The organism is Serinicoccus sp. CNJ-927 (assembly GCF_001942435.1).
In the GTDB taxonomy this organism is placed as follows: domain Bacteria; phylum Actinomycetota; class Actinomycetes; order Actinomycetales; family Dermatophilaceae; genus Ornithinicoccus; species Ornithinicoccus marinus.
Genome location: NZ_MKKF01000022.1, coordinates 113518 through 129370, shown reverse-complemented (window position 1 = coordinate 129370; position 15853 = coordinate 113518). Strand labels below are relative to the sequence as shown.

The 15853-nt window shown below is 66.5% G+C and carries 11 protein-coding genes and 1 pseudogene; 3 read left to right on the top strand and 9 right to left on the bottom strand.

Features of this window, described 5'->3' with window-relative positions:
* Positions 1–29: 29 nt before the first annotated feature.
* The 5 genes and pseudogenes from BJF86_RS08080 to BJF86_RS08055 form a co-directional block, all read right to left on the bottom strand.
* Positions 30–2129 carry a glycosyltransferase family 4 protein gene (locus tag BJF86_RS08080; protein ID WP_075818011.1) on the bottom strand — a complete coding sequence of 700 codons (2100 nt, stop codon included), beginning with the start codon at positions 2127–2129 and terminating at the stop codon, positions 30–32.
* A pseudogene (gene wecC, locus BJF86_RS19360) lies at positions 2126–3393 on the bottom strand (UDP-N-acetyl-D-mannosamine dehydrogenase). Before wecC ends, BJF86_RS08080 begins: the two are co-directional and overlap by 4 nt.
* Positions 3394–3446: 53 nt before the next feature.
* Positions 3447–5312, bottom strand: a complete 1866-nt coding sequence (locus BJF86_RS08070; RefSeq protein WP_075818009.1) for a glycosyltransferase family protein — start codon at positions 5310–5312, stop codon at positions 3447–3449.
* Positions 5313–5357: 45 nt separating this feature from the next.
* Complete coding sequence (locus BJF86_RS08065) at positions 5358–6068, bottom strand: amino acid permease (protein ID WP_237768135.1); 711 nt, start codon at positions 6066–6068, stop codon at positions 5358–5360.
* 661 nt (positions 6069–6729) lie between these two features.
* Positions 6730–7695: a phosphoribosyltransferase family protein gene (locus BJF86_RS08055; protein ID WP_075818004.1), complete on the bottom strand. Its 966-nt coding sequence runs from the start codon at positions 7693–7695 to the stop codon at positions 6730–6732.
* A gap of 104 nt (positions 7696–7799) precedes the next feature.
* Here BJF86_RS08055 and BJF86_RS08050 point away from each other — a divergent pair, with 104 nt between their 5' ends.
* On the top strand, positions 7800–9290 hold the full coding sequence (locus BJF86_RS08050; protein ID WP_075818002.1) for a lipopolysaccharide biosynthesis protein: 1491 nt from the start codon (positions 7800–7802) through the stop codon (positions 9288–9290).
* Here the strand turns inward: BJF86_RS08050 and BJF86_RS08045 are convergent.
* From BJF86_RS08045 to BJF86_RS08035, 3 genes are read right to left on the bottom strand one after another with little or no spacing between them, the layout of a single operon-like run.
* Positions 9287–10300 (bottom strand): glycosyltransferase, encoded by a 1014-nt coding sequence (locus BJF86_RS08045; protein ID WP_075818000.1) that lies wholly within the window; start codon positions 10298–10300, stop codon positions 9287–9289. The genes BJF86_RS08050 and BJF86_RS08045 overlap by 4 nt on opposite strands.
* A gap of 40 nt (positions 10301–10340) precedes the next feature.
* Positions 10341–11258, bottom strand: a complete 918-nt coding sequence (locus BJF86_RS08040; protein ID WP_075817998.1) for a hypothetical protein — start codon at positions 11256–11258, stop codon at positions 10341–10343.
* Positions 11255–12265 (bottom strand): glycosyltransferase family 4 protein, encoded by a 1011-nt coding sequence (locus BJF86_RS08035; protein WP_143553752.1) that lies wholly within the window; start codon positions 12263–12265, stop codon positions 11255–11257. The genes BJF86_RS08040 and BJF86_RS08035 overlap by 4 nt, the downstream gene beginning before the upstream one ends.
* A 588-nt stretch (positions 12266–12853) precedes the next feature.
* Here BJF86_RS08035 and BJF86_RS08030 point away from each other — a divergent pair.
* Positions 12854–13393 (top strand): glycosyltransferase, encoded by a 540-nt coding sequence (locus BJF86_RS08030; protein WP_158068394.1) that lies wholly within the window; start codon positions 12854–12856, stop codon positions 13391–13393.
* The gene (locus tag BJF86_RS08025; RefSeq protein WP_083652816.1) at positions 13390–14526 is read left to right on the top strand and encodes a glycosyltransferase; all 1137 of its coding nucleotides are present in this window, start codon (positions 13390–13392) and stop codon (positions 14524–14526) included. The genes BJF86_RS08030 and BJF86_RS08025 overlap by 4 nt, the downstream gene beginning before the upstream one ends.
* A 187-nt stretch (positions 14527–14713) precedes the next feature.
* Here the strand turns inward: BJF86_RS08025 and BJF86_RS08020 are convergent, their stop codons facing one another.
* Positions 14714–15814, bottom strand: coding sequence for a hypothetical protein (locus tag BJF86_RS08020; RefSeq protein WP_075817990.1), 1101 nt, complete (start codon positions 15812–15814; stop codon positions 14714–14716).
* Positions 15815–15853 lie beyond the last annotated feature (39 nt).

Below are 15853 nucleotides of genomic sequence, written 5' to 3'. Positions count from 1 at the left end.
AGACTCCCCGGCCCTATCGGCTCCCAGGGTCACGGGCGCGCCTCGCTCTCCGTGTTTCCGCCGAGCGAGGCGTACACCTCCGAGACCGAGCCGGCCAGGGTGCGCCAGTCACGCTCCCGACGAACCCAGTCGAGAGCGAACTCACCGAGCCGCTCGCGGTGCACAGGGTTGTCGAGCAGGTCTCGCAGGCCGGCGGTGAGTGCCTCCGAGTCTCCCTTGCGGTGCAGGACCCCGTTCTCACCGTGGGTCACGATCTCGGCCAGGGCCGCGACGTCCGAGGAGATGACCGCCTTGCCCATCGCCATGGCCTCGAAGGGCTTGAGCGGCGAGACCATCTCGCACACGGGAAGGGGCAGGCGCGGGAAGGGGCAGATGTCGATGAGCGAGTAGTAGTCCTCCACCTCGTGGTGCGGCACCCGGCCGGTGAAGATCACGACGTCTCCGAGGCTCTCGGCCTCCGCACGCTCCCGGAACTGCACGAGCTCGGCACCGTCGCCGACGAAGAGGAAGGCGACGTCGTCCCGCTCCCTCTTCAAGGCGGCCGCCGAGTCGATGAGCAGGTCCAGGCCCTCGTAGTCGAGGATCGAACCGACGTATCCCACGACCGTCTTGCCCTCCACCCCGAGGCGTCGAGCCAGCTCCTCGTTCCGTGGCCGGGGGACGAAGCGTGAGGTGTCGACGCCGTTCGGGACCACGGAGATCTTGTCGGCGTCCACCCCGCGTCCGATGAGCTCGTCCTTCAGGGCCTGCGTAATGGTCAGCACCCTGGTGGCACCGCGCGCCGCGTCCGCCTCCATCCGCGCCATGTAGCGGAACATGCCGCCCTCCATCCACTCCGGGTCACGCGACCCGCGGGTGACCTCCCACAGTCCCCGGACCTCGTAGACGGTCGGGATGCCGAGCCGACGGCCGCACTCCACGACGCTCAGGCCGTTCCAGTGGTTCGAGGCTGCGTGCAGCACGAAGGGCCGCTCACGATGCGCGAGCTGGCTCAGCGCCTCGACGTAGCGTGCCACGTAGGGCTGGATGGGGTTCTTCTTCTCGATGCCCGGGGTGGTGCTGAGGCGGTGGTACGGCACGTCGTCGACGTCGATACGCGAGGCGATCTCACCCAGCTCGTCCTGCCCCGGCATGTCGTACGGGTATCCCAGGCGCGTGACGCCCTGGACGTTCCAGCCGTCCGCGCGGACTCCGCGCAGCAGACCATGGGTGCGTGTCGCATACCCCGCCGAATGGTGCGGGAGCGAGTTGTGCAGGCAGTAGAGGGATGTCGACGGGTCGGCCTCGTAGGCCGGGGTGCTCGCGGGCCGACCGAACGGGAAGCCTTTCGTCGCGAGCTGGTAGTGCGACAGCGGCTTGACCGCGGTGAGCTCGCGCAGCTTGTGCCGGGACCAGGCGTCCTCCGGGCGCACCCGACGATACGGGCCCAGCAGGCGCACCGCCTGCGTCGTGCGCCCCCGGCGCAGCTCGCGTCGGATGGCCACGCGCAGAGCTCGGACAGGGATCTGCGCAGGGTCGGTCTCGGCGAGCAGGGCGTTGGCCTCGCCATAGGTCCCACGGCCGAGCAGCACCGTCAGTCGCCCCTGCGTGGCGACCCCCGCGTCGGCAGTCGTGCAGAGCTCGTCCCAGATCTCGGGGCTCGCACCCACCAGGTGACTGGACAGGCGGGCCACCGGGTCGTCGGAGAGGTCGAGCCCGCGGATCGCCGAGGCGATACGCGGACTCTTCATGCTGGGGATGAGGAAGGCGAGTGCCTCGCTGTCGATGCCCTCCCGGATCGGCAGTGCCTCGGCCAGGGCGTGGAGGACCTTGGTCAGCGCGCCGGGGGGACCCTGGTGCTTCGCCTCGACCTCGACGTAGAACTCCAGAGCGTCGAGGTTCGACGGGTCGTAATCGACCGCGTCGTGCAGCGCCTCCCGGGCTGCCCAGCCGTGACCCAGAGCGAGCGCACGGGTGCCGTAGGCGAAGGCCGTCCACGAGTCTCCGCCCAGCTCGACGCGCGCTCGGCGCAGCACCTCGAGGGACTCTTCCTTCCGTCCCGCCTCCCACAGCGCCGTGGCCTCGGCGCGGGCGGCCCGCAGATCCGTCGTCGTCCCGGACGTCGGAGCGGCATGAGCGACCTGGCTCATGCTCCCGCCGCGCGCCAGGCGCCCCGGGTGTCGACGACCGGGACCTCGCGTCCAGGACCGGCCAACTCCTTGAACTCCTTGTGATCGACGAGGAGCACGATGACGTCGGCGCGCTCCAGAGCCTCGGCGAGCGGGGCGAGCTGCACGTTGGACAGGTCGGCGAGCCGCTCGGGCAGCGCCTCGACGTTGGGCTCCACCGCGAGCACCGTGCCGGTGGGCAGCCGCTCCGCCAGACTTTGGGTGATGTCCAGGGCCGGCGACTCCCGCATGTCGTCGATGTCGGGCTTGAAGGCCAGCCCCAGTGCCGCGACCGTGGGCGCCTCACGACCCTCGACGTGAGCAGCCACCTGGTTGATGACGTACTCGGGCTTGCTGTCGTTGACCTCCCGCGCGGTACGGATCAACCGCGCCTGCTCGGGCACCGACGACACGATGAACCACGGGTCCACCGCGATGCAGTGCCCACCGACCCCTGGACCCGGCTGCAGGATGTTGACGCGAGGGTGCTTGTTGGCCAGCTCGATGAGCTCGAAGACATCGATGCCGACCTTCTCCGCGATGATCGACAGCTCGTTGGCGAAGGCGATGTTGACGTCGCGAAACGAGTTCTCCGTGAGCTTGGCCATCTCTGCGGTGACGGCATCGGTGAGGAAGATCTCGCCGTGGCAGAAGCTCGAGTAGAGCTCCTTCGCCCGCTCGGCGGCCTGCTTGGTAAGGCCACCCACGATCCGGTCGTTCTCCACCAGCTCGACCATGACGCGGCCCGGGAGCACCCGCTCCGGGCAGTGGGCGACGTCGACGTTGGACGGATCACCCTCCGCGTCGGTCGAGAGCTCCGCGCGCGCAGCGTGATGCGGTCGGCGACGTGCTGCGTCGCCCCCGGAGGTGATGTCGACTCGAGGATGACCAGCTCGCCACCCTTCAGCTGGGGGATGATGCCGTCGGTGGCGGCGTCGATGTAGCTGAGGTCCGCGGTGTAGCCCTCGGCGAACGGAGTGGGGACCGCGATGATGTAGACGTCAGCGGCGGGTGTCTCCTTCTGCGCTGACAGGGCGCCCCGACTCACGGCACCGGCGACGTGGGTGCCCAGGTCCGGCTCCACGAAGGGCACCTCGCCGCGGCTGACCGCCTCCACGTGATGGTCGCTCACATCGACCCCCAGGACGTCGTATCCGTGGGTGGCGAGGATGGCGGCCGTGGGCAGGCCGATGTAGCCGAGGCCGATGACGGCGACGTCTGCGACATGAAGGAACGGACCTCTCAGTGGGGATGGGGACCGTTGAACTCTACAGAAACCGGGCGCCCCTTCGACCCTCCTCAGGTAAAGACATGGTCAATTCCGGCGCCGTAGGCGACGACGCGACCGTTGGCCAGCAGCTCTGCGTCCGGGGCGTCCCAGGTGTGTCCGTGACCACGGCGCACCTGGATGAAGTTGTAGCGGTCCGCGGCGTAGATCGTGCCTCCCCCGGCGAGGACCCGCCGGAGGAAGTGGGTGTCCTCACCGGTGGTGCGTGGCGGGAACGGCTCGGCCTGGAGCAACTCGCGCCTCGTCATGACCGTCGGCCCCATCACGAGATCGGTGAAGCGGTGCTCGTAGTAGCCGAAGCGCACCATCAGCGCACCCGTGGACTGCAGGAGCAGGTGGTGCGCCCGCTTCCCCACCACGTCGGCGCCGGAGAAGTCGAGCGCCCGGCGCAGGTCCGCGAGATAGTGCGGGCCGTAGAGGTCGTCGTCGTCGAGTTTGGCGACCAGGTCGCCGTCGGCGGCCTGCACCCCCCGGTTCAGGCACTCGCCGAGCGTCAGGTCGGGGTCGGCGGCAAGGCGGACCAGGTCCGTGATGCCGAGGTCCCGCGCTCGCGCGGGCAGGTCCTCCGGTGCCTCGAAGCCGTGGGTGACGAGGACCAGCTGGGGCGTGAACTCCCGCTGGCCGGCGACGGACCCCAGGACGTGGTCGAGCTGGTGCGGGCGGTTGGTCGAGCACAGGACGCTGACCGAGGGCTCCGTGGGCGAGGCGTCCTGCAGCCCGACCCGCTCCAGCACCTGGTCGACCCTGCGGGCATACGTGTGCTCGGTGAGCACCTTGCGCGCTGCCAGATGCCCCATCCGGTCACGCCACTCGTCGTTGCCCACCAGCCCCCGCAGCACCAGCTCGGCCTCGCGCGCGTCGCGGACCGTGGCCATCTCCTCGGGTGCGAAGTAGGCCTCGATCGCCGGCGTGGGCGTCGACACGACGGGCGTGGTGCAGGCACTGAGCTCGAAGATGCGCCGGGGGCACATGGTGGCGCTCTCCGGCACCGAGCTGACGTTGAGGAAGACCTTGAAGTCACGGTAGGCCGACAGCATCTGTGTATAGGTCAACGAACCCCTCACCCGATCTGTCACCTCGTCAGGGAACTGGTAGCGCTCGTCACCCCCGAGGAATCGCGAGAAGATCTCCAGACCGGGCGCCATGCGCGGTGAGACGCGATGGGCAGCTCCCAGGAGCAGGTCCATCTGCGCGCGCCGCTCTGGGAAACGGTGGCGGTAGTACATCCCGGCGAAGGCGATGTCCCGCGCCGGTCGGCCGCGCGGCCGGACAGGGTTGTGGATCCACGAGGCGGCGGCGAAGGCCATGGGCGCAACCCGGTCGTGCCCCAGCTCCTCGACATACCGCGGGACGCTGTCGGCGTCGCTGGTCAGGACCCAGTCGAAGAGGCGGGCCGTGTCGAGGAAGTCCTCCAGGTGGACGGGGTCCTCCTTGTTCCAGAACACGGTGGGTATGCCTCGTGCCCGGCAGTGCTCGACCAGCTCGCGCAGCGGCTCGCTTGGTGCCTTGGACCCGGTCAGCTGGTACTGCCACGCCCCACCATTGCCATTCCACGCCGACTCGACAAAGACCAGCTCCAGATCCTCGACCTGCTGCTGCCAACGGTCCGGGGTGAGGAGCGTCTGGTCCCACTCCCACCGCAGGCAGAGCTCGGTGAACTCGTCGGCGATCAACCCCACCCGGAGCGCGCGACGAGGGGACCGGTGCGTCGGCAGGTCCCACTCCCGGGGCTGGTAGCTCTCGTCCGGGCCACGCGTCTCCGGCACCGAAACGCGGTGAGCTGCCGGGATGTGCCGACGCGCCCGATGGCGCCGCCACTGGTCGATGCCACCCCGGCGTAGGTGCCAGAGCTGGGTGCGCAGGGATCTCAGGCTCACGGCGAAGACCCTATGGCCCTGGCGGCGGTGCGGGTATGGCGGCTCTCAGGGCGCGTCGACCGGGCGCCCACTCGCGTGCTCGCCCAGCACCAGGCGGCGCATCTCCTCGTCGTCGATCTGCCGGCTCGCGGGGAGCCGCATGAGGTAGAAGACGACTCCCAGCAGCACCCAGACGCCGAGCGCGATCCACGAGGGGGTGCAGGCGACGGAGGCCAGCATGACCAGGCAGAAGGCATACTGCACCCGTCCGGAGAGCGTCCCGCCCCGCGCGTTGAGCAGCGCGAAGAGCAGCAGCGCGGCCGAGGCCACGACCACCTCGCCGAGATAGACCTGCCAGCCCGCGACCTCCCACAGCGGCACCCACTCGACCACCGGCGGCAGCAGCCGCCGGAAGAGCAGCGCGAGCGCCGAGGCGTTGAGCGCGATGATCCAGACGTAGCCCAGGACCAGCGCCCACCCGGCGACGAAGGCGTGGGTGCGGCCGAAGAAGGAGAAGGCGTAGGCATACTCCCCGCCGCTCACCGGGAAGTGGCGGATGAGCAGGCCGTAGCTCACCGCGATGAGGCACATCAGCGCCCCGCCGATGACCAGGCCGAGGCTGGCCCCGAGCGGGCCCGCCTGCGCGAGCAGGTCCTGCGGGGAGCACGAAGCGCCCCAGCCGATCGCCGAGCCGAGCGCGACCGCCCACACCCACCGGGGCTTGAGGGTCTTGCGCAGCTCCTGCCGGTCCGCGGGAGCCCCCGCCTGCTCACTCATGGACGCCGAGTGTAGTCAGGCCGGTCGGACCCGGCCGCGCGTCCGTTAGCCGCGGATCATCCCCGCACCGACCGTGACGCCAGACGCCTGGTCGATGAGGATCAAGCTGCCGGTGACGCGATTCTGCTCGTAGAGGTCGACTAGCGGCCCAGCAACGAGAACAACAACGGACTGCTGCGCCAGTACTTCCCCAAGCCACCGACTGGTGACGACGGTCCGCCGATGAAGTTCAAGCCGTCGCCGTGACCCTCCGCGCACGGCTCCATAAGGTCCTACGATGAACCACCCCAGCAAGGTCTACACAGAGCAGCTGCTCTCCCACCCGACGGTGGGTCTGCATCGACCCCTGGCCAGCCCAATACCCGAGCCAGCCGTTACACCGAGCGAATAGTAGAGGCCGGAGCCATCGCCTCGCTCGCGCAAGGGCGACAGCTACGACAGCGCCGCCGCTCACGCGCTGAACTCACCGTTCAAGCTGAGCTGATCCGCGACGAAGCTCCCTGAGCCTGGGTATCAACAACGTCGCGATCGCCGTCACCGAATGCGTCGACTGGAACAACAACCACCAGGCCAACGCACCGGAACTGGCCACACACGAGGGTCTTCACTATACCCGGGGCCATATAGATCGAGTCTCATCGAATTCCAGGTGAGCACTCCTCTACTTCCGCTTCCGCAAGAGGTATTGAATCCGCTTGCGGCTCTGGCGAGCGCCTTCCCGTGCCCGCCAACTGAGGGTCCGAGCCCCCAGAGGCCGCGTTCCTACTGACATTCCAGGGTAAATCATCTCATGGGCGTCTGTGCAGTAGACTGGGCGTTTCGCGATATCGGCAATGGTTCGGGCCTGGCGGATATCGCTCTCGATGAACAGCCAGGCTCCCGTTCTCTTATAGTGCTCGGCCTTTCTCTCTCCGTGGTTGTCTTCGGCAAGACGTTGAGCACGGGTGTGAGCCGGGTGCATGAGCAGCTGCCGATATCGGATCCCATGACGACGCAACCATTCCTCCGTCTGCGGCCGGTAGCGCTCCAGCCTCGAGGTCACCAACCAGCCAACCTCACTCGCCGGCACATGCAAACAAGGTGCGCCATCGAGGAAGGCGGCATATCGTTGACCGTCGTCGTCGTCCGCACCCGGGTCGGGGCATAGGACGCCGTCGATGTCCATACAGGCGTCTACAAGGCCGCTGTGGTGCAAGACGTTCCACTGGAACACCCTAGGCTGGGGGACCACCTCGTAGTAGAGGTCCACAAGCGCCTTGCCAGAACCCGTGACGTACGGAGAGGCCCAGATGATACGGCCGTCCAGGTGAGGAGCCATGCTGAGGATACGCTCGCGGGCCGCTTTCAACGCTCCACCCTTGTTGACGCTGTCGTCCAGCACCAGCACCCGACCAGCTTCAGTTCCGGGCCGGCTGCCCCCTCCGCTCATCCGTTCGCCCGGTTTGTACCACCGGCCTTGGATGAGGCTCTCCAGATCGGCCAGTGGAAGGTGGAGATGAAGAGCTAACAGGGTGGCTGGCAACATCCCGCTGCGGGGTATCCCCACCACCCCGACAATGTCCGAAGGGAAGGTATGACTCCATCGAGCCAGATCACGGTTCAACTGGTTGACGCTGCGGTAGAACAAGGATTCTCCTGCCGTGTGGCTCCCGGGCCCCGTAGGGCGACAACACACCTGTCGACGCACAATACTATCCTGCGTGAGGGTGCCAGATTCGAGCGGGTGATGGTGTGACTAAGCAGGACAAAGAAGCCGACCTACGTCAGGAGGCGGCACAAGGCGTCCTATGGGCGACTCTCGAAAAGTGGCTCGTACGGGGCAGTACTCTACTGGGGTTCGTCATCCTGGGCCGATTGATCGACCCCGTCGACTTCGGCGTGGCCGCCCTGGCCATGGTCTTCGTCGGCGTGCTGACCGCCCTGATGGAGGGCGGCTTCAGCCAGTATCTCGTGCAGCGCCGCACCATGGACCGGGCGGCGGCCAGCACGGTCTTCTTCGGGGTCACCGGGATCGGGATCGTCCTGGGGTTGGGCCTGCTCGCCTCATCCGGCATGCTTGCCGACCTACTGAACGTCCCGGTCCTTGAGGTCATTCTCCCGACCCTGTCGGGGGCCTTGGTGCTGTCTGCGCTGGCCATCGTGCCCGCGAGCCTGATGCAACGGCAGATGCAGTTTCGTGAGCTGGCGATGCGCCAGGTCCTCGCCACAGTTCTGTCAGTCGTCGTTGCCGTGGCGCTGGCCATCGGCGGGCTCGGGGTATGGGCACTCATCGCCCAGACTCTGGTTCGGCTAGTGGTCTCCACACTCGTCATCTGGATCGCCACCGACTTCAAACCCCAGTGGACCATCTCCCGTGCGGTGTTGCGCGAGCTCTCTCGCTACAGCTCGGCCACCTTCTTCGTGGGGTTCCTGCGCCAGGTGTCAACCGAGGGCGAGGGCCTGCTCATCGCAGCGATGGGCAGCGTCACTGCCCTGGGCTACTGGACCGTCGCCAACCGCATCCTGCGCGTGGTCTCAGACGTGGCGAGCGCAGCCTTCAGTCGAGTCACGCTGCCCGTGCTGGCTAAGGTCCGGGACGATCCGCCACGGCTACGCACCGCCTTCAAAGCCGCGTCCGCAACGGGCATGATGGGGGTTGCTCCCCTCCTAGTCCTCGTCGCCGTAGTGGCGTCTGAACTCGTTCCACTAGTCTTTGGCTCGAAGTGGCAGGCAGCAGTCCCGCTGGTCATCTGGTTGACCTTCCGAGGTCTCGCTGAGTCTCTGCAGAGCGCTCAGGGCTCGCTACTTCTGGCGACCGGCAAGCCCTGGACCGAACTCTGGCTGTGGGTGCTGCAGGTCGCGGGACAGTTTGCCTGCATCGCACTTGTCATCAGCTCCGGGCTGCCCGCGGTGGCGGCAGCAATCGCCGGATGGAGCGTGTTCATGGCGCTTGTGCGGACCGTCGTCGTGTCTCGCGTTTCCCCTGTCCACCTCTCCTCCTACTCAGAGGTAGTGCGCGTCCTGGGGGTGAGCGCTCTCGCAGGGGGCGTGGCATGGGGCACCTGCCGCGGTCTCGGACTGGACGGCGTCCCCCTCATCGCAACCAGCTTGCTGGTCGGAGGCATTCTCTACCTGATCGGCGTGCGCCTTTTCTGCCGCGAGTCGATGGACGTCATTGCGAAGACACTGCCACCGCCTCTGGCTCGGCGAAGCAGGTGGTTGACGGGAAAGGCCAAGAACTAAGCAGCGTCCTGCCGCTCGAGCTCCAGCCGCTGCAGTCCTTCACGCATCCCCGCGCGGGTCTCGTAACGCCGCAGAAACTTGGCCAGACCGAGCTCTATCCCATGGAGGCCCAGCCTGCCCGCGCCCAATGTCACAAGGCGCAGCAGCCAAGTCAAGAGCCCCGCCACCTGGTCCTGGCGCTCCAGGCCAACGAGCGCCACCCGCAGCGGGGCAGGTAGATCGCGAATCGTACCCCCCATATCGAGCTGCCCGGCCACATCGGCGTGCGCCGCGTGGACCAGGACTCGGCCCTCGCCCTGCCGACGAGCGTCCCTGAGGTAGGCGTCCAAAGGTCGGACGTGCTCGTGCTGGGCGAGCAGTTCCCGGTCGAAGACACCGCGGAGACCGGACTTGTGTGCCCGGAGCCCGAAGTCCCGGTCGCTGTGATTCGTCGCGCTGAAGCGGCCGGACTCGTATGGCACGTCCGCCAGTCGTGCGGTGCGGATAGAAACGTTCCCGCCCCAAAGTTTCTTGAGGATCATCGACTCATCGCGCTCGTACTCGCGGCAGACCGCCTCGTATTCCTGGGCGTACAGGCCGGTGGCGAAGCGGCCTCGTGCTCCCTCTGGGGCCGGTCGCGTGGGCATATAGCCGAGTACTACCAGGTCGTCCGCCTGGGCATGGTGGGCGGCATGCCCACTGACCAGCCCGGGGCCGGCGATCACGTCGTCGTCGATAAGAAGCACGACTGGGTGCGTCGCCAACTCGATACCGTGCTGGCGGGCAGCAGCCCCGCCCTGATTGATGGTCCATACCGGACGCAAGGCAGGGTTGGAGCGCGCCAGTCCCTGCAGCAGCTCCAGCGACCCGTCATCACACCCGTCGACGACCACGATCAACTCCCCCGTGGCGGCGTCGTCCAGCAGCGGGGTGATCACGGCGGTCAAGTTGTCTCGACGTCGATAGGTGGGCACGACCACGCTGACCGACGGGGTCGTCATCACGGGCGACCGGATGGTGTCGGCAGACATCGCTCCACTGTGCGTGAGTGTCCCACAGAATGCAAGCTGCTCACTGTCGCTGCTCGTCGTAGCCGGGGCTCACGTAGTCTCTTCCGACCACGTCGGCCGGCGCAAAGCTGCCTCCAGGCGGCGTGCCGAGATTTATCCCGTCACCGACCTCGTCCCGGAGATTGCCGTCGGACCACACAAAGTCATCGACATCTCCCTCGTGCCGGAGCCAGACGTCGGACGTCGTCATCGGCCAGGAGGCATCGTCGCGCCAGAGGAGGTAGCCAGCCTTTTCGGTGCCGACGATATCGATTCGACGAAAGTCGAAGCGGCGTGGCGTCTGGTCGCCGAACTGCAGCGGTTGCAGGAAGAACCCCTGGTAGGCGGTCACGCCGGTGAACCGGTCCACGCGCAGCTCGCCTGGTCCCGCCCATGACTGGACGAGGTCGGCATGGTGATCGCCGCTGGACCCGTCGACCAGGCTCACGTGGATGTTCTGCAGCTGCACCACGGCACCCTGTCGTTGGTCCAGATTGATGCCCTCGGTCAGACCTGGGCCGGTGAGCAGCAGGCCCTCGACGTGCACCGTGCCCGTCTGGTCCCTGAGCAGCAGGGCGCGGCCGGAGAGTCCCTCTCCCTCCTCCATCCGAATCTCACCGCCGATCAGCACAACGTTCCTCCCGCCAGTAATGGTCAGACCGCCGTCCACAATGAGCGGCTGCTCGGGCAACTGGATGATGTAGTCGCCGTCCGGATCTAGCTCAAGGCTGCGGCGCTCGTCCGACACCTTGACTACTGCGGGGTCGTCCAGCTCCGGTGGCTCCCAGGTCAACAGGCTCGGGGCAGGTGAAGTCTTCGCAGAGGCGCTCTCCTCCTGATGTTGCGGTGGCGGTGCATCGGAACGCAGGATGCGGGGCAGCGCTGCCACAGCTAACAGGAGTACGAGGAACCCCACGGCGACGAGGACGATCCGCCTCACACCGGCAACCCAGCGGGTTCATGCGACAGCGCCGTGCGGACCTGAGTGAGTTGTGCCTTCCAGCGCTCCAGCTGCACCGCCCTGGCACGGGTTAGTTGGGCGGCCGCGCCGGGTCGGCGCAGCCGCTCCTCGAGCCGACTGACGGCAGCCGCGATCTCCGCACCGCCGTTCTGCGCATGCTCAGCCGACGGGAAGTACCTGCGCAGGGCCGGCCAGTCGCTGGTCACGAGCCCACGGAGCCCGTAGACAGCCTCGTAGGCCGAGCGCATCACCGAGGTGGGAGCGGTGGTCAACGAGAGGACGGCATGGACTTCCCCGATCTGCTGGACGTAGCGGGCCTGGTCCAGGAATCCAACCAGGGTCACGTTGGAGGGTGCCGACCGTCGCAACTGCTCTGGGCACCTTTCGCGCTGACCCGTGACCAGAAAGTCCACCTGCGGGAGGCGCCGAGCAGCCTCCCAGACGGCCGCCACGGGCTCATCAGGCGCGAAGACACAGATGAACAGGACAGCGAACCGCTCCCCGACCATCTTGTGCGGCAGTGACCAGCCGGGGGGCGCCTCGTGCGCAACGATTCCTCGACCGCCCCAACTTTGCACCTGCGCCGCGTAGTCGTCAACGGTGACCATCACCGCGGCGGCTCGACGCGCCAAGAACCGCGTCACCCCGATCAGCCGCCTGCTGACGTCGTTGTGCTTGTCGCCGAAGGACCCAGGGTGGGAGTCAAGGACGAAGGGCACACCCCGCAGCTTGCAGTAGGCGGCGACCACCAGACCGGGGATCACCGGAGGGTTGACGACGATGACCGAGCCTGGCCGATGCAGAGCCAGGCCACCGGCTGTGTGGACAGCACTGACTGCATACCGCAGCGGCACCCAGGCCCTTCGGGAAATCCGTGAGTGAAAAACGTGCAGGGCGCGGCCGCCCAGCGCGGCTGAGATCTCCACCGCACGACCGGCATGCTTCTGCCAAGTGACGTAGAGCACGGGAGTGGTCTGACGAGGCATGCCACAAGTCTGCCCGTCGCGAAGGCGGGTGTTCAAGCCGACAGTCTGGGCGTTCTCGCACGGCCCCCGGACAGTGTCGTAGCCTAAGGTGTCACTCATGGCTGACGCAGATATGGTCGCCGGTCGAGTTAGTACGTCCTCGGCACACAAAGAAGTCGTTCTATCCACCAAACTACATGGCAGGAGGCCCAAGCACGTGCACTCGCGTCCCGCGTTTCTAGCGACAACAGGTGGCCATCTGGTTCAGATGATGATGTTGTCGCCGGTGCTGGAGCCCACTCGCCACCATGACGCCCTGTGGATCACCCACCGCACCCCCAGTCAGAAAGCATGCTGGTCGACAGACGAGTGCTATGGATCCCTGAGATCCATGCCCGGCAATGGGCCACCGTTCTGCGTAGGACCGCCCAGGTATTGCGTGGTATGCGCAAACACCGGGTGGACGCGGTATACAGCACCGGGGCTGCTCTCGCGCTCGCTGGTCTGCCACTCTCCCGCCTGGCCGGGGTGCGCCCCGTCTATATCGACAGCTTGGCGCGCCCCTCCGCCCCATCGCTCACCGGCCGCGTCCTCTCTCACCTCCCGTGGGTGCCCGTCTACACCCAGTACCCGCAGAACGCCAAGGGGAGGTGGCGTTACGAGCACAGCCTGCTGGACCGCTTCGAGGCGACCCAGGGGCAGAGCATGCAGGACCCTCGACGTGTCTTCGTAACACTGGGGACCACCAAGCCCTGGCAGTTCCGACGGCTCGTCGACCGCATGCACGAGATCATTCCCGCTAACGTAAAGGTGAGGTACCAGACGGGAGTAACCGAGGTATCAGACCTGGATATCGACTACACCTCGATGATGTCGGACGAAGAGTTCCAGGCCGAGATTGCTGCTGCAGACGTGGTGGTCACCCACTCCGGTGTCGGGACCTTCATCAGTTGCCTGTCCGCGGGTAAGGTGCCGGTAATGATCCCTCGTCGCGCGTCCTTTGACGAGCACGTGGACGACCATCAAGATCAGATTGCTAGCGTCGCGAGTTCGCGTGGGCTAGCGCTCAGGAGAGAAGCGCACGAGGTGACGTTCGAGGATCTCCGCACGGTCAGGTCGCTCTCCGTGCGGCAGAGGTGCCAAACATGAGTGGGCGTCCTCCCTCGACTGATCCGGATGAGACAGACGTGGACCCGGTCCTTGACTGGCAGGTAGTACATGATTTCTCTTTCGTCGTGGGGGGTGCGGAACGTGTCTCAGCCGTCCTGGCTCAAGAACTGGCGCCTAGCCGCCCCCTCCTATCGTTGGCGGGAGAGCCTCAGGTGCTCGCCTCATTGGGAGTGGTAAAGCAGAGTTTCCGTTTTCCGTGCCTGACGGAGCAGACCTACCGGCGCCTCTCTCCTGGCCTGCCGCCGGCGCTGGCCCTGAGCCGACCACTCAGCACCAACGTGCTCGCTTCCTCGTATGCCTTTGCACACCACGTTCACACATCAGGCGCCAAAGTGGTCTATTGCCACAGCCCGATGCGCCAACTTTGGAGCGGCACGCAGATGTACGAGCGGTCCATGCCCCGGGTGGCTCGCCTGGCTTCCAGGTCCGCCACCGGCCCCCGTCAGGCATATCGCATGCTGGACCGGCGCGCCGCTCTGTCGGCGGACGCCTATGTCGCCAACAGCCACGTCGTTGCGGACCGCATACGACGGTTCTACGGGATCGAGCCCGCGGCGACTGCCTACCCGCCGGTAGATCCATCGTTCACCTACCAGCCCGAGGTGTTGCGGGGTGGGGACTACCTGTGGGTCGGTCGTATTGTCGAACCCTACAAGCGTCTTGAGCCGCTCATCGAGGCATTCCGGATGCGGCCTGACCGGCGCCTCGTCGTGATGGGGGACGGGCGGGACAAAGACCGGTTGCAGGCAACAGCCCCCACGAACGTGCGCTTCCACGGACAGGTCACCACCGCCCTTCTCGCCCGCGCCTACAGCCGGGCACGAGCCGTCATCTTTCCGTCGGAGGACGACTTCGGGCTGGTTCCCGTCGAGGCGATGTCCGCAGGAACGCCCGTTGTGGCTCTACAGAAAGGCGGCCCCAAGGAGACCGTAAAGGAGGGCCGCACTGGCGTGTTCTTTTCCGAGGCGGAGCCGCAGCTGATCGTGGCCGCGATCGACCGTTTCGAGCGCGAAGAGTGGGACTCGGAAGACATAGCCTCTTATGCGCAGGAGAATTTTGGCAGAGAGGTGTTCGTCCGTCAGGTCCGCGAAGTCCTAGACGCGGTTGCGTGAACCTTCTGTGCCAGCGGCGGGCTGGCCGTGCGACTACTCGGTTCTCCAGAACCGGCTGATGCTAGAGCAGCAAGGGCCAGGAACGACTGCGGGAACCCCGCGTTCGTCAGGTAAGGCCAGGCCAAGCAAGTTAGGGGCAGCAGTAGTCCAACAGCAAAGACGGCGTGCTGCACCAGGGCCGCCGTACCTACCCGGTCTCGGCTGTAGAAATAGCGCCCGCGACGATGGTTGCGAAGCAGATGATCGCGAACACCGTCAGAAACAAACCTCCCCTGAGCATGTACGTGACGAACTGGTTCTCGGTGGAGGTGAACATGACCGACGGTGGGGCGTCAGTCCCGAAGCCGACGACCGGGCTCTGCCGGAGTAGGGGGATGTAGTCGCGCTGCCAGATGAAGATGCGGTAGGCCACGGTCTCGGGCAGCACGGACGTCCCTGGCACCTTCACGTTCTCCACACTCTGCTGGGCCAGACGGGTGGCGAACGCCTCTCGGAAGAGCAGTGCCCCGCCTAGTACGGCGGCCCCCACATACGTCAGAGCACCACCTATTCGGCCGACCCGCAATGCCACAATGATGATGGCGAAAAAAACCCACGAGATGATGGTCACCGTCACGCTGAGCATCACCGCGCTCACGCAGGTAGCGAGTGCCATCCCGACGACGAACAGCGGTAGCACCGATCTGTCCCGTCGGAGAAGGAGGGCAACCATTAGCACGAGGGGGACGAGCATCTGCCCACCCATACTGTGGGCAATGGGAAAGAGTCCTGTGACCCGCGCCGGGTGCACACCCGGCTCAGGGGCGACGTTGGGCCCCACCACGGCAATGATGCCCTCCCGCACGCCGGCGATGTCGAAATATTGCAGGATCGCTACGGTCGCCATGACCGCCGTGGCCAGCACCACCCACCGCAGCACGAAACGTATTTCCTCCACTGACGTGACAGCGCGCGATGCTGTCCACCAAGTCAGGTAGAGGATCACCGGCTGAAGGCCGATCCGGATCGTGGAACCCAGGCCGACCTGTCCGACCTGCAGGTGAAGTACCGCCAGACCGGCACTGACCACGGCGAAAACCAGCAGCCACTGCTCCGCTGAGCTGAGCGGCCGTCGCGCTTGCGGGGCGCGGAGGAAGACCACCACCGCCGCGAGGACCAGGAGCAGCTCCGAGATCTTTAACCCAGGAGCCACCAAGCCGCGCCCAAGGCCGGAGAGGACAGGACACAGCGCCACGACCACGGCTCCAGCCAAGGGCGGACGGTGCCACATCGCGGTGGTCAAGAGCACGGCTCCAGCCGCAAGAACAGGCATGTACCAGGCCAGCAC

Excerpts from the sequence above, each read along its gene's own strand:
- BJF86_RS08080 (WP_075818011.1), bottom strand. The coding sequence starts at position 2,129 with ATGAGCCAGGTCGCTCATGCCGCTCCGACGTCCGGGACGACGACGGAT.
- BJF86_RS08065 (WP_237768135.1), bottom strand. The coding sequence starts at position 6,068 with ATGAGTGAGCAGGCGGGGGCTCCCGCGGACCGGCAGGAGCTGCGCAAG.
- BJF86_RS08045 (WP_075818000.1), bottom strand. The coding sequence starts at position 10,300 with ATGTCTGCCGACACCATCCGGTCGCCCGTGATGACGACCCCGTCGGTC.
- BJF86_RS08035 (WP_143553752.1), bottom strand. The coding sequence starts at position 12,265 with ATGCCTCGTCAGACCACTCCCGTGCTCTACGTCACTTGGCAGAAGCAT.
- BJF86_RS08025 (WP_083652816.1), top strand. The coding sequence starts at position 13,390 with ATGAGTGGGCGTCCTCCCTCGACTGATCCGGATGAGACAGACGTGGAC.